The 14,439-nt window shown below is 61.1% G+C and carries 12 protein-coding genes; 5 read left to right on the top strand and 7 right to left on the bottom strand.

The genetic code is table 11. The features are described from left to right. Positions 1–15: 15 nt before the first annotated feature. The 7 genes from ACQY7R_RS03020 to ACQY7R_RS02990 form a co-directional block, all read right to left on the bottom strand. Positions 16–468 (bottom strand): TadE family protein, encoded by a 453-nt coding sequence (locus ACQY7R_RS03020; protein WP_428304121.1) that lies wholly within the window; start codon positions 466–468, stop codon positions 16–18. A 22-nt stretch (positions 469–490) separates the two neighbouring features. Further along, positions 491–913: a TadE family protein gene (locus tag ACQY7R_RS03015; protein WP_428304120.1), complete on the bottom strand. Its 423-nt coding sequence runs from the start codon at positions 911–913 to the stop codon at positions 491–493. Continuing rightward, on the bottom strand, positions 910–1,839 hold the full coding sequence (locus ACQY7R_RS03010; RefSeq protein ID WP_428304119.1) for a type II secretion system F family protein: 930 nt from the start codon (positions 1,837–1,839) through the stop codon (positions 910–912). The genes ACQY7R_RS03015 and ACQY7R_RS03010 overlap by 4 nt, the downstream gene beginning before the upstream one ends. A gap of 15 nt (positions 1,840–1,854) precedes the next feature. Then, complete coding sequence (locus ACQY7R_RS03005; RefSeq protein WP_428304118.1) at positions 1,855–2,796, bottom strand: type II secretion system F family protein; 942 nt, start codon at positions 2,794–2,796, stop codon at positions 1,855–1,857. Then, positions 2,796–4,145, bottom strand: a complete 1,350-nt coding sequence (locus ACQY7R_RS03000) for a CpaF family protein (protein ID WP_428304117.1) — start codon at positions 4,143–4,145, stop codon at positions 2,796–2,798. Before ACQY7R_RS03000 ends, ACQY7R_RS03005 begins: the two co-directional genes overlap by 1 nt. A 40-nt stretch (positions 4,146–4,185) precedes the next feature. Continuing rightward, the gene (locus ACQY7R_RS02995) at positions 4,186–5,385 is read right to left on the bottom strand and encodes an AAA family ATPase (protein WP_428304116.1); all 1,200 of its coding nucleotides are present in this window, start codon (positions 5,383–5,385) and stop codon (positions 4,186–4,188) included. 358 nt (positions 5,386–5,743) lie between these two features. Continuing rightward, positions 5,744–6,799, bottom strand: coding sequence for a LacI family DNA-binding transcriptional regulator (locus ACQY7R_RS02990; RefSeq protein ID WP_428304115.1), 1,056 nt, complete (start codon positions 6,797–6,799; stop codon positions 5,744–5,746). Between the two features lie 408 nt (positions 6,800–7,207). Here ACQY7R_RS02990 and ACQY7R_RS02985 point away from each other — a divergent pair, with 408 nt between their 5' ends. From ACQY7R_RS02985 to bglX, 5 genes are all read left to right on the top strand, one after another. Beyond that, positions 7,208–8,437, top strand: a complete 1,230-nt coding sequence (locus ACQY7R_RS02985) for a hypothetical protein (protein WP_428304114.1) — start codon at positions 7,208–7,210, stop codon at positions 8,435–8,437. 221 nt (positions 8,438–8,658) lie between these two features. After that, entirely contained in the window at positions 8,659–9,669 is a 1,011-nt protein-coding gene (locus ACQY7R_RS02980; protein ID WP_428304113.1) for a DUF1559 domain-containing protein, read from the top strand. Positions 9,670–9,831: 162 nt separating this feature from the next. Continuing rightward, positions 9,832–10,227: a hypothetical protein gene (locus ACQY7R_RS02975; protein ID WP_428304112.1), complete on the top strand. Its 396-nt coding sequence runs from the start codon at positions 9,832–9,834 to the stop codon at positions 10,225–10,227. Positions 10,228–10,275: 48 nt separating this feature from the next. Continuing rightward, positions 10,276–11,931 carry a family 16 glycosylhydrolase gene (locus tag ACQY7R_RS02970; RefSeq protein ID WP_428304111.1) on the top strand — a complete coding sequence of 552 codons (1,656 nt, stop codon included), beginning with the start codon at positions 10,276–10,278 and terminating at the stop codon, positions 11,929–11,931. Next, positions 11,928–14,423, top strand: a complete 2,496-nt coding sequence (gene bglX, locus ACQY7R_RS02965; RefSeq protein ID WP_428304110.1) for a beta-glucosidase BglX — start codon at positions 11,928–11,930, stop codon at positions 14,421–14,423. Before ACQY7R_RS02970 ends, bglX begins: the two co-directional genes overlap by 4 nt. Positions 14,424–14,439 lie beyond the last annotated feature (16 nt).

Below are 14,439 nucleotides of genomic sequence, written 5' to 3'. Positions count from 1 at the left end.
ATTCGCCTCTGCAAGCTAATTAACGATTCGCATCTGCGAACTCGATTCCAGATTGATCGGCCCCCACGGCGTCAATCCTGGAACGAGCGGCTGATGTTGGTATTTCAGTTCGACTCGTACGCGGCTGCGAGAATTGTTGGTCGTGTCAGGCCACGTCATGCGGATGGAAACGTCTTTCGGATTCATCGTCGGCAGCAGCGGATGGATCGTCAGCGCGGGGTCGATCGAATCGGCTGCCGTGGCGACAATCTCCTCAGGCCCCCAATCGCCGCCAATTTCGCTAGGGGTGTCGTCGCCGCGCGTCACTGCGGCTCGCGCCAAGCGGCGCGCCGCTTCAGCGAGCGCGTTGTAGCGGAGAGACGCCAGTCCCAAGTCCAGGATGACGAACAGCGACAACAGCGCGATCGGCAGCACGATGGCCGTTTCGGCTGCACTGGCGCCGGTCAATCGTCGTCTGGCATCTTTCACGCTTGCTTCCCTCAACGGTCTCTTACCGAAACTGCCTGACTCGCGAAATCGCCTTCAAGTCGATTTGGTGCGGCAGGCCGGGCCATGAGACGGCAGATTTAAACGGGTACGAAATCTTGACGTCGACGGTCGCCAAGTCATTCGCATCAGTCGTCGTTTTGAGCTCATACTTCAACTTGCTCTCGTTGAAGCCCGGCAGCCCTGCCAGTTCCTCGACGACCGCAGCGCGAACGTCTGCCTCCCAATCGCTTTGAGAGAGCGTCGTGAATTGGTGCATCGCCCCCGCCTCCGCGCCGGTGCGGGCGGCATTGGAAACAATCTGATAGTGATGCATCACCCTACCGAAATCCGCGCAAGAGAGAGCCAGCAGCATCAAGATCGGCAGCGCAACCGCCAATTCAGTCGCGGCGACTCCGCCTCGCACGTGTTTTCCGAGGTGGCTCATTTCCCAAACGCCTCTTGGATTTGAATCACCGCCGGGCCGACCAGCACGACGAACACCGCCGGGAAAATCAGCAGCAGCGTCGGCAGCAGAATCGTCACCGCGGCCTTTTGCGCCATCTCCTCGGCCGCTTCCTCGCGCTGCAGCCGCAGCATTTCCGCGTGCAGCCGCAGCGCCTCGGTCAGTTGCGTGCCGAACCGCTGCGATTCGCGGACGAACGTGCTTAACGTGCGAACCCCTTCGTAGTCGCTCCGCGCGGCAAAGCGGCGAAACGCTTGTTCCACCGTGGCGCCTAGTTCGACGTCGCGCTGCACGATCGACAACTCGCCCGCCAGTATCGGATGAGCGATGCGAAGTTCGTCGCCGACGCGGCGAATTGTTTCTTGAATGCTTAAGCCGCCCTGCAGGCAGACGATCATCAGGTCGAGAAAATCTGGAAGCGAACGCCGCAGGAGCGTGTGGCGATCTTTCACGACGCGATCGAGCCACAGCCCGGGCGCCAGCCAGCCAGCAGCGGCAGCCAAGCAGCCGGCGGCCAGGGAGAATGTGGTCGACCAATGCAGGAACAACGCGCCCCCGATGGCGACGGTCGGCGGCGTGATTGTCAGCAGCGCCCGCACGCCGAGGAACGTCGACGACGCCGTCGGGTTGTAGATGCCAGCTTTAGCGAGCCGAGCTTGCAAACTCCCTGCGCCCGACTCGGTCGAGGGAAGCAGCGACGCCAGTCGGCCGACGAATGACGGTGCGGCCCCGGTTCGTTGTCCCCGCCCGCTGCGACGCCGTTTACGCTGGCCATAGCGTTCCTCAAACTCCGCCACGCGCGAGTCGATTTTGTGCGCCGCCGGGTCGAGCCACGCCGCCGCCACGGCAATGGTGACGGCGATCAGCCCAAAGGCAATCCACAGAAAGAGGTATTCTCGTTCGAACATCAGCGTTCCCCGGAACTAAACCTCGAAGTTCACAATACGGCGGATCCACAACGCACCAAGCGTTTGGGCGCCCGCGGCACACCCCAACAGCCAAGGTCGATCGAGCAAGCTCTGGGCGTAGTCTGGCGACAGCGTCAGCATTGCCGCCAGCGCCGCAATGGGCAGGACGATCAGCACGATGGCCTGCATGCGTCCTTCGCCCGTGAGTGCGCGAATCCGATTCTGCAGCTTGAGTCGCTTGCGAATCATCGACGCGAGGTTGTCAAGCAAGCCCACCAAGTCGCCGCCGGAACGTTCTTGCACCAGTAGCGCAACGACGAAGAGCTGCAACTCCATGATGCCGGTGCGCTGCGCTAGCTTGCGAAGGGCCGTTTCGCGGCTCATGCCAAGGTTCTGCTGCTCGTAGCAGAGAGCGAACTCTTCCGAAATCGGTTCTTCAAAGTCGTCGGCAATGATTCGTAACGCTGCCGGAACCGTTTGTCCGGCGCTCACTGAGCGGCTGATCATCTGAAAAGCTTCAGGAAGTTGCTGGCTCAACTGCTTTTGTCGAGCGAAGCGTTTGAAGTAGAGCCCGGCGGGGACGATCGCGAATCCCACGCACGCTGCCAGGGGAATCGTCATCGGGGCGAACCAGGCCGCCGGCAGGCTAACCCCCGCCGCGAGCGCTGCCGCGAGCGCGAGCGCTTGCTTCAACGTCAGCGTCGTCGCCGATTGTTCGAATAGTTGGTCGATCGTCTCACGAAAGGTCCGCCGCTGGATGCTTTGGTCGGCCAGTCGTTTGAGGTCTTTGAACAACGAGGCCGAACGCGTGGAATCGCCGATCCCCGACAGCTCTTTCACGCGCTCCTGAACTGCGAACCGGTTGCGCAGGTAGTTGTCGTACGCCAACGAACCAGCCGCGGCAACGGCGGCGGCGACGGCGGTAAATACCAGAATGACAATCCACAGCGATGACATCAGCGTACCCTCAGCGATTGGAGTCGATCGGCCGCGTCGAGCGGCCGTTGCTGAGCCATGGGCGATTGCAGGCCGTAACGAGCGAGGCGTTCCGCACATTGCGGCGGAATGCCGGTCGTGTGGAACTGCCCTACGACTTGCCCTTGCGCGTCGACGCCCGTCTGCTTGAAGACGAACAAGTCGTGCATGTTGATAGTGTTGCCGTTCATGCCGGTGATCTCGGAGATCTGCGTGATCTTGCGCGATCCGTCGGCCATGCGCGCCACCTGCACGATGATGTGAATCGCGGAAGCGATTTGCCGATGGATAAACCACATCGGCAGCTCGGGCGCCGCCATGCCGACGAGCATTTCCAGCCGGCTCAACGCGTCGCGCGTTTCGTTGGCATGAATCGTCGTCATGCCCCCTTCATGGCCCGTGTTCATCGCTTGCAGCATGTCGAACGCCTCGGAGCCGCGACATTCGCCGACGATAATCCGGTCGGGCCGCATCCGCAGTGCGTTCCGCAGCAAATCTCGCGCGGTGACGGAGCCGCTGCCTTCTAGATTGGCCGGACGTGTTTCCATGCGTGCGACATGCGGCTGCTGCAATTGCAGTTCTGCGGCGTCTTCAATCGTCGCGATCCGCTCATCAGGCGAGATGAAGCTCGACAGCACGTTGAGCAGCGTCGTCTTGCCGCTGCCGGTGCCGCCGGAGATCATGATGTTCAGCCGAGCGCGAGCGCATGCCGCCAGCAGATCGAGCATCTCAGGCGCGGCTGCGCGTCGCTGCAACAACTCGCCAGTCGTCATTGGCTTCGAAGGAAATCGCCGAATCGAGACCAGCGCTCCGTCGAGCGCCAGCGGCTTAATCACCGCATTCAAACGGCTGCCGTCGGACAGCCGTGCGTCGACCATCGGGCTCGATTCGTCGATCCGCCGCCCCACCCGCCCTGCAATTCGTTGGACGATGCCGATGAGGTGGTCGAGATCGCGGAACTGGACCTGCACTCGTTCCAGCTTCCCGCGGCGTTCGACGTACACGCACTTCGGGCCGTTGATGAGAATGTCAGAAACCGTCGGGTCGTGCATCAACGTTTCGAGCGGGCCGAGGCCGAGCGTCTCGTCGACAAGCTCTTCGATCAATTGGTTTCGTTCGGCCCGCGTCAGCAAGTCCGCGTGCAGACTGCACAACTCTTCGGCGCCGCGGCGGATTTCTGCGCGCAGTCGCTCGGGGTCGACCGAGCGGAGAACGTCGAAATCCATCCCGCTGATCAGCTGTTCGTGCAACTCAACCTTCAGTTGATGCCATGGCTGCTGCTGATCGTTGGTCGGCGTCGGCGTCGGTAAGTCGCATTTAGCTCCGAGCATCTCAGTCACGCTTTCGAAATGTTAGAACTCTCGGGGCGGATTACTTGGCGGGAGCGGGCGAGGTTTGCATTCCGAACAACGCGGCGGCCGAGAACGGCAGGATGCCGCGGCGCACTGCTGGTTTGGACGCTGCGACGGCGGGCGTGAGGAACGCTGCCAGTTTCGCGATGGCTCGCGATGCTTTCGACTGCGGACACTCGCGCACCGCTGGATTCCCGATATTCATGGATACCGTCGCCGCGGCCGGGTCGTCAGGAATCTGATGCACTACCGGAACCTGCAAGATCCGACACGCTGCACGCGGCGGCACTTCCCCCGCGTAGCCCGTGCCCGAGGCGACGACAATCGTCCGTTCGATGGCGTTCGTATTCTTGCGGATGTAGTCGAGGTGACGCTGCGTACGGTAGAGCGACACCAGGTCGAGCCGCGTGGAGATCAGGACGCGGTCGCTTTCCGACAAAATTCCGATCTGTTCCGCGTGCTGCAGGTCTTCGATGCTGACGATGCAAAAGGCCTGGGCGGCTTGCGAATGAGCTACCACCTGGCGGCAGAGAGCGGGATCGATGTCGTGCGTGTCTGCGAACAAGTCGGGGCCTGCGAGTAACTCGATGCCCGATTCGTGCTTCGCCACTGCCTGCTCGAACATCATCTGATCGACCGACTGCCGGCGTCGGACAAGGTCGAGGAGCGTATGTCGCGGCGCGAGCTTCAACATCAACGCCGCGTCGCCGCCGCGGAGGTTGAAGTCGAGCAGCCCGCACTTGCCATGGAGCGCTGCAATCGCCGCCGCTAGGTTCACCGCCAGGAAAGCGCCGTCGCCCACATCCCGCGAGGGGATCACGGTCAGCAACTGCCCGCCGGTCTTCTTGTCGACCGCGGCCGAAAGCCGCTGAAACGCGCTCTCCAATTCGCCGGCAAACTGTTCGTCCAACTTGACGAAATCGTCGGCGCCGGCGCGGACCGCTTGAATGACCGCTGAATGATCGGCGGCGACGGCGGCCACAATCAACTTCGCCGCACTGCCGGCGCGTAGCTGGCGAACAATCTGCAGCGTGACGTCGTCAACGCGCATCGACGCGATGACCATCAAATGGGGCGCCGCGTCGACGCTCATCACTTCCGTGAGCGCCGAGGTCGTCGACAATACGCGGGCTGGCGACGAGCGCAGTTTCAGCGCATCGACCTGCGATTTGACGCTGCCGCCCAGTTCTGCATTGTCGCTGATGATCCAAACGCCCATCGTCGTACTACGTTCGCGCTGATTGTTCTCTGGCCCGCCGCTTCGCACATTGGGGAGCGAACGCGTAGGTAAATCTGGCGCAAACGTAGGTTTGCTAATCGCGCAGTCAATTAGCGCGACAGCGGGAAACGCGGGCGGGGATTCCGCCGTAGAGGGAAACCTCTAGCGATACGTGCGGCACTCGCGAAATGCCGTAGAAACTTGGGTAAATGGCTTGCCGCTGCAGGACGGAAGTGACCGTTAATCTGAGCGCAGTCCGGTACCACTGCTGGCTCGTCCAGCAGTGCGAAGCGTGTACCCGGCACCCACTGCTGGACAAGCCAGCAGTGGCACGCGTGCTCCCAGCGCAACGCGCGCGTTAGCCCACGCGCGGCGGCGCAGCGAGCCGCGTCCGATTGGGGAGAACGTGGTAAGCAATCTCCGGCGGCGGAGCGGTCGTCTCGTTGATCTCCAGCCAAGCCGTCTGCCCGCGTCCCGCTGAGGGTTCGGCGTCGTTGCCGGCGATTCGCGCGAGCAATCGCTCGAACGCTACTTGCCCCAGCATACGCGAATCCTGGCAAATCGCGGTCATCTTAGGGTAGATGAGCGTCCGCATGTCGGTATCGTCAAAGCCGATAATCGACAGATCTTCTGGAATCTTCACGCCCATCTTATGGGCTTCGTTGATGGCGCCGACCGCTACGAGCGGGTCGGCGATAAACACCGCCGTCGGCCGATCGGGCATGCCCATGAGGTTCCGAATCAGTTTCTCGCCATCGAGTCGATGAGGCGGAATGCGGCCGATCAGGTCGGGAAACAACAAGCCCCGCGAATCAAGCGTCGAGCGGTAAGCCTCAAAGCGGTCGCGGTGATCGCCATCTTCCCGTTCGCACGCAGCGAATGCGATCCGCGTATGGCCCAGCGAAAGCAAGTGCTCGATCGCCTGCCGGCTCGCCGACGCCGATTCCGAATAAATGAACGGCAGCCCCGGCCGCTGAAAATGGTCGCCGAGCACCACAATCGGCAGTCCCTCGTCCGCCATTTGTTGGACGACGTCGCGCTCTGCAGCCGTGGAACGGAGAACCGCTCCGCAGAGGCCCTTACGGGCGAAAAACTGCCGGAATGACTCGCCGCGGGTTTTATCGCGGCGGATGTCGACAATCGTCAAGTCATGCTGGCTGCCCCGCATCGCCTCTACCAAACCGTCGATGCATGCCGAATCGTATGGCGACCCTGGCGTGAAGGGACCGGTATAGATCAGAGCGACGGCATGTTGCGTCCGCACCCCAACCGCAGGGGCGTATTCGCAGCGATTGACAGCCTCCATCACCTGCTGGCGGAGGTGGGCAGCGACTGTCTCTCGGCCGTTAATCACGCGAGAAACAGTAGCGATGGAGACGCCCGCTTCTTTAGCAACGTCGCGAATGGAGGCCATGGATGGTCCGGGAGTTACTAGCTACGAAACTGTTTCACTCGGTGTATCGTACGAACGATTGCTGGGCAAATCAATCAAAATCAGGCAACTAAAGTGCTTGTTTTCTCGATTGTAATGCTGCGGCGGCGAAAGTAGCGATTCTGCGGAAAAATCGTTGACAGGCATCCTGGTTCAGGGTACAAGAGAAAACGTTACGGAGTTGTTACTCGATGTTGCTCGGCGCCATTTTGGGCTCTGATGACACTGGAGCGAGCGACTCCTGGCGGCCTCATCAGCAATCTATTCAGCAAGTCAGTTCGAAGCGGACGTTTGGCGTCCGGCCTCCTCGCGATTGACCATGCGTGGCGCATGACCTAGCGGCGGTCCATTCGCCCAGCTTCTCCCCTCATTCAGCTATTGGAGTACCCCATGCGATTCTCGGCGGGAACCAGCGCAATCATTCCATTGGCGTGCAGCGCGATTGCCGGATTGTGCATCAGCGCGTCGACGCTTTTCGGCGCCAACGCCACGGTCCTCGACACCGACCCGAACGCCGACGGCCTAGGCTTTGGCAAGACGGACGCCTTTGCGTACGGAGGGGTTTACAGCCTCAACGACACCGCGGTCTACAATGGCAACCAAATTTTGGTGCAGACTCAGGCTGGCGCTGCCGGCGGCACGGGCGCCGGTATTTCGGTCCCGGTTTCCAACGGCGAAAACGGACGCAATCAATCGCTCGACGGCGGTTCCAATCAAGATGTGAACCTCGATGTTCCCAACGCGACCGCGCCGAACTCTGTCTTCGCGACGATTGGCAACGCGACTTCGACCGACCCGCTTCATGGCCAAGTTGCCAAGCTCCAAAATGGCAACGTCCTGCGGTATTCGATGTGGGTCCGCGAAGATCCCAATAACCCAATCACCGCTGCCCCGCAAATTGAACCCGTCATCAAGTTCGAATTCTGGAAAGAGGCGCTGAGCACGTTCGCCGATACCAACGGCGGCCAGCTTCAGCCAACCTACGGCGATAAGATCGTCGACACTGACCAGCATCTCGGCCAGGGCATCTGGCTCGACCTCAACAAGAATGGCTCAGTCATCGACGGCGCTGCGGCCGGTCAAGGGCGTATCCGCACGGTGAACACGACGAGCTGGACCCTCATTGAAGCAACGTACACCGTCAACGACGCCGATTGGTTCGGCATCGCCGACGACGTCTACACGGTGGCTGACGTCGAAGAAATCCGTGCCGTCATGTTTTGGGGCGATTTCGCGAACACGAACCTTGGCGGTAGCTTGTGGTTCGACAATCTACAGTTCGAAGTCTTCAAGAACGCAGCTGCCGTGACGCCGAACGCCAATCCGAATCCCACGCTCAGCGAAGGCGTGAGCAGCGCCGATTTCAACAAAAACGGCATCGTCGACGGCGCCGACTTCCTGGCGTGGCAACGGGGCTACGGCCTGACGACCGGCGCGCTGGCGGCCAACGGCGACGCTGACGGAGATGGAGACGTCGACGCTAACGACCTCACCGTCTGGAAGAACCAATTCGGCACGCCTGGCGCTTCGCCGACGGTCGCCAGCGTTCCCGAGCCGACGGCCTTCGCGCTAGCGATGGTCACGAATCTGTGCGTCGGCGCCATGCGTCGTCGCCGTTAGTCTGTGCCGAACTGGAATCCAGGCGCCGGGGGCTGCGCTAGGTTTCCATGGCGTGGCGTCGGCGGGGGGCAGCCGCCGACGTCTCTCCAATTCGTTCTTAAGCAGATCGTTCGAGCATTTGTCGCACCGCGACCGTTCAGGCAATTTGTAGGATTCTCAAGATCATGAACGTCGACTCCCCCGCTCGTAGAAACGATTTCGCTCGTCGCGGGTTTACGCTCGTGGAGTTGCTGGTTGTCATTGCAATCATTGGAGTACTCGTCGCGCTGCTTTTGCCCGCGGTACAAGCTGCACGCGAGGCGGCGCGGCGGATGTCGTGTAGCAATAATGTCAAGAATATCGCCTTGGCAATTCACAACTTCCACGATGCGAAGAAAAAAGTTCCTTCCTCAATCAATTACAACGTGATCGAAGGGCGCGAGGAGTACCGACTGCCTGGCGGTGGAACCGAAAAAGCAGCGCCGACGAAGTATGGCGTTGCATCCGGTGCGAATGGCAAAGGATGGATCGTCGACATTCTGCCGCAGCTTGAACAGCAGGCGATGTATAACGGGATCAAGCCTGGTTTCGACGATCCTGCTGCATCGACCATGCAGTTCATCGCAACTCCCTCCAACGGTCGAGGGATGGGGCGGATGGAGATTAGGCAGTACCTTGACGATCAGCTTCCCGTGTTAACTTGCCCTTCGGATAGCACTGCGGTTCCGCGCTTGGGAAATTGGCATTGGACCAGCGTTGTGACCGCAGTAACGAGTTACAAGGGAGTGATCGGGGACACTGCAGTCGGCGAAGTTTTCAATGCCGGCGGACTATGGAGCAACAATCAATGGGGTTCTGTTCCCGATTGCTTTGAAACGCTCGGTTGCAATGGCTTCTTCTGGAAGATGAGTTACTACGAGCCGGTCAATTTTAAGCGTGTGGCGGATGGGCTCAGTAATACGCTTCTGGTCGGGGAGGCGGTTGCAGATCAAGATTTTCACGCGATGGCCTACTTCTCCGACGGCGATTGGGCTTCGACGAACATGCAGCTTAACTACTATCAGCCAGGCGGCGAGCAAATGGTGATCGACCGCTGGTACGATGTGCGTGGTTTTCGCAGTCTGCATGCAGGCGGCGTCCAGTTTGCGATGGCCGACGCCTCGGTTCAATTCATTGCTGAAGGCATCGACCACGCGCTCTACCGCGCGCTGTCAACGCGCGACGGCGGCGAAGCGGCCTCGCTTCCGAGATAACTTCCAAAAACATCGCTCTCGGCGACATCGTGAAGCCTTGAGCGGTCTGGTTAAAACTGCATCGCCACAATGTCGACTCCTCTCGAATTGAGTGCCGAACTAGAACATGCTGCAGCGCCAGCGCGTCGCGCTGTTTTCATTCGCTGCATAGCGGTCGCTTCGATGGCGCTAGTGTTGTCCGGGTGCGGCGGTAAGTCATCGCAAGTTTCAGGCAAGGTGACGCTCGACGGTAAACCGTTGGAGCGAGGAACCGTCGGTTTTACCCCCATCAACCGCGGAATGCGGGCTTCCGGAGTTATCGAAAGCGATGGTAGTTACACGCTGAGCACGAACCGGGATGCAGGCTTGGAATCGGGCGAGTACACCGTGACGGTCGTTTCCCGCGAGCCGGCGCCGCCAGGATCTCAAGGACCGCCGATCCCGGGACCGTACATTACGCCGCAACACTACGCTTCCGAGGCGACTTCGGGGCTGAAATTTATCGTCGAGAGCGGCAGCAATACGATTGATCTGGAACTCACTTCAGCGGGCGCTCCTGCGACGGCCGGGCGGAAGTAGCAACTGACCAACAGGGGCGAGCAGAGCATGACCGCAGTGAGCGTATCTATGACCCGAATTTCAAAACACCGTGTCGCTTGCTCGCTTGCGCTCGCTCTCGGCTCCTGGCTCGCCACGACGTCGCTGGCCATCGCCGCCCCGCCCGGCTACACGCAAATCTGGAACGACGAGTTCGACGGCACGACGCTCGATCAATCAAAGTGGACGCCTGAGACGGTTCAAAATCCCCACAACAACGAGCGCCAGGCTTACCTTCCCGAGATGATCACCGTCGCCGACGGCAACATGGTCATCACCTCGACCAATCAGCCCTCCGGCAACAAGCAGTACCGCTCGGGCCGCGTTCACAGCGACTGGACTCATCAGTATGGCCGCTGGGAAATTCGCGCCGACCTGCCGACCTCGAAAGGGATGTGGCCCGCGATTTGGCTCCTCCCCGATACGACGCAGTACACCTGGCCGAATCAGGGCGAGATTGACATCATGGAGAACCGCGGCAGCCAGCCGCAACTCACCAGCAGTGCGTATCACTACGGCACCTTCTCGCCCTACAATCATCAGTATAAATACAGCGAGCAGACGACGGCCCGCTTCGGCCAGCCGGTGAACTTTCACCAAGGCTACCACACGTTCGCCGTCGATTGGGATAAAACGAAGCTCCGCTTCTACGTCGACGACGTCAACTACTACACGCTCTACAATTCCGAAATTGGCGGCTTCATCGGCAATCAAACGGCGCCGATGCAGACGATTCTCAATACGGCCGTCGGCGGCGATTTTCTCGGCGATCAACAACCCGACGCCTCGACCGTTTGGCCGCAGAAGTTTCTTATCGATTACGTCCGCGTCTTTGAGCGTAACGACAATCCGCTCCGCCTGCAGAATGGCCGGTTTGAAGCGAACGACGGCAGCCTCGCCGGGTGGACAGTTTTCGGCAATCGACTCAACACGAACAACGTCTCGGTTCACAACGAAGCGGTCGCCGACGGCGTCGCGTCGCTGAAACTCTTCGGCCAATCAACCGGTGGCACGAACTACAGCGGCGTCAGCCAGGGGATTTCGGTTTCGGGCGGCGACCAGGTCACTGCTGCCGTCGAGTCGTTCGTCCGCTCGCAAGATTCGATTTCCGGCACGAACAACTCGGTGCAACTGAAGATCGAGTTCTACAATGACTTCGGCGGAAAGTATGGCACGCCGGCAATGCTCGGCGAGTTCGTCGAAACGATCGTCAATGGCTCGACAGCCAACAATGTTTGGCAGCCCCACGATCTCACGGCCACTGCTCCCGCGGGCGCCGTCGAGGCCCGTGTCGCGCTCGTCTTCACGCAAACCGGCAATGCCGCTGGTGCGGTTCACTTCGACAACCTCTCGTTCAAGAACCTCAGTCTGCCCGACGTCGCCGATGCCGACGGTAACGGCACGATCGACGGCGCCGACTTCCTCATCTGGCAGCGCAACATGGGAAAGGAATCGCCGGTCGGCCCCGCCGAGGGAGACTTCAACTTTGATGGCGTCGTCGATGCGGCCGACCTCGACCTTTGGAAGGCGCAGAACGGAACCGCCGTGCCGCCGGCCGACCAAGGCGCGTCGCTGCAAATCCCCGAGCCCTCTTCGGCGGTACTCACGATCACGACCCTCGTCGGCCTGATGCACTGGCGCTGTGGACGCCTACCGGTAGTCGCTGCCGAATCGAGCCACGCATGATCGGGGGCATCGGCTTAGTTTCGCAGCGAATGCTCGCACTCTGCGTTATCGCTGTAGTTGCGTTATTCAACGGCAATTCATCGCTGCAGGGCCAAGAACCGGCGGCCACTCCCACGGCAGCTGCGACTAAGTCGTCGGAAGCCACGACGACCCAGCGCGAAGAACTCGCGAAATTCAACCCCGCGGCAGCTGATCGCGCCGCGGAAGTCGATCGCTTGATCGCAGCGATGACGCTGGAGGAAAAGATTGGCCAAATGTGCCAGGTCTGGCCTGAGCAGGGCGAGCTAACGCCGGAGCTCATCGAATCGCTCCGTGGAGGCGAGATTGGCTCGCTCATTAATTGTCCAAGTCCCGCTTTCATTGAAGAAACTCAGAGAATCTCGCAAACGGAAAGCCGACTCGGTATTCCGCTGCTGATCGGTCGCGACGTCGTCCACGGTTACCGCACGATCTTCCCCATCCCGCTCGGCCAAGCCGCCAGTTGGAACCCGGAACTCGTCGAGCAGGCCGCGCGTGTTGCCGCCGACGAGGCGAGCAGCGAGGGAATTAACTGGACGTTCGCGCCGATGGTCGACGTCGGCCGCGATCCTCGCTGGGGGCGCATCGCTGAAACGTTCGGCGAAGACCCACGTCTCGCCAGCACACTTTCATCAGCGATGGTCCGCGGCTTTCAACAAGAAGACGACGCTGGCCTGCATGGTCTCGTCGCCTGCGCCAAGCACTTCGCCGCGTACGGCCTGTCGGAAGGGGGCCGCGACTACAACCGGGCTTCGCTCTCGATCGCCGATCTCCACAACATTCATATGCCGGCGTTCGAAGCATCGCTCGACGCCGGTTGCCGCACGTTTATGACGACCTTTAGCGAGGTGAACGGCATCCCCGGCACCGCGCATGCCTACTTGCTGCAGGATGTCCTGTGCGACAGTTGGAAATTCTCCGGCGTCGTGGTGAGCGATTGGAATTCGGTGATCGAAATGGTTGCCCACGGATTCAGCGCTGACGAAGCGGAAGCCGCCCAGCAGGCGGTGAACTCTGGCGTGCACATGGAAATGGTGAGCCCCACGTTCCACGATAATCTCTCTCGATTGGTGGAGCAGGGTAGGGTCGACGAAGCCGCCCTCGACAACGCCGTCCGCCGGATCCTGCGTTTGAAGTTGGAACTAGCTCAGGACGATTCCACGAATCAGGCCGCAGAGAAATTGGGCATTGCAGGGACGGCCGCGCCGCGCCCAGGCGCCAAGCTTTTGCATCCGCGCTCGCTTGAGTTGGCTCGTCGCGCTGCCCGCGAAAGCATCGTGCTGCTGAAGAACGCTGAGCAGACGCTGCCGTTGCATCGAGAAGAACTCCGCCGCGTCGCCGTCATCGGGCCGCTGGCCGATGCGCCGCTGAGCCAACTTGGCTGCTGGTCGGTCGATGGTTCCCCGGCTGATGCGATCACTCCCCTCGCCGCGATTCGCAATGCGTTGGGCGATACCGCGGAAGTCGCTTACATCGCTGGCATGTCGTCGAGCTATGCGAACAATCCCACTGATCTCGCGAAGGCGAAGGCAGCAGCAGCGGCCGCCGACGTCGTGCTGCTGTTCGTCGGCGAAGACGCCGTCCTCAGTGGCGAGGGCCGTAGTCGGATGACGCTCGATCTGCCGGGAGCCCAATCAAAGCTCGTCCAAGCCGTCGCTGCATCAGGCACGCCCGTGGCGATGGTCGTCCTCGCCGGTCGTCCGCTCGCGATCGGCGCCGAAATCGACGCCGCCGACGCCGTGCTCTACGCTTGGCACCCAGGCACGATGGGTGGGCCAGCGATTGTCGACCTGTTGCTCGGCGATGCGGCTCCCACCGGCCGACTGCCGGTGACGATGCCGAAGCATGTGGGCCAAGTGCCGCTCTACTACAGCCATTCGAACACCGGCAGGCCTAGCCCTGCTGACTTCCGCCCGCTGTCGCAATCGCAGGGCAAAGATCTGCCGGCAGAGTTTCAATACCGTTCGCACTACGTAGACGGCGATCCTTTTCCGCTCTATCCGTTCGGCTATGGCCTGACCTACACGACGTTCCGTTACGACGGCTTCGAACTCGGCGCCACCGCGATCGGGCCGCAGCAAACGTTGGCGGTTAGGGCTCGGATTACGAACGACGGCACACGCAGCGGCGTCGAGGTAGCGCAGCTCTATGTGCGCGACTTGGCCGCGAGCATCGTCCGCCCAGTTCGCGAACTGAAGGCGTTCCGCCGCGTCCATCTTCGTCCCGGCGAATCGCAGGCGGTCGAGTTCGCCCTCACCGCGGATGATTTGCGCTACTTCGACAACCAAGGCGAAAGTATGTTGGAACCAGGAAAGTTCGCCGTCTGGGTCGGCGGCGATTCGACCGCCACGCTGGGAGGCGAGTTCGAACTGAAGGCAGCCAGCGTCCCGTCCCCGCAGTCGGCTCCCGCCGTCGCGCGGGCCCCGAAAGTCGAACCGACGAAGCAGCCCGTGCGGGCCGACAGCGGAACATGATTTTGCATGCTGGCGA

It is taken from the genome of Lacipirellula sp. (genome assembly GCF_965279485.1).
GTDB lineage: Bacteria > Planctomycetota > Planctomycetia > Pirellulales > Lacipirellulaceae > Lacipirellula.
Note: the sequence above shows the minus strand (reverse complement) of the source record. Positions and strands in the feature narration are given on the sequence as shown.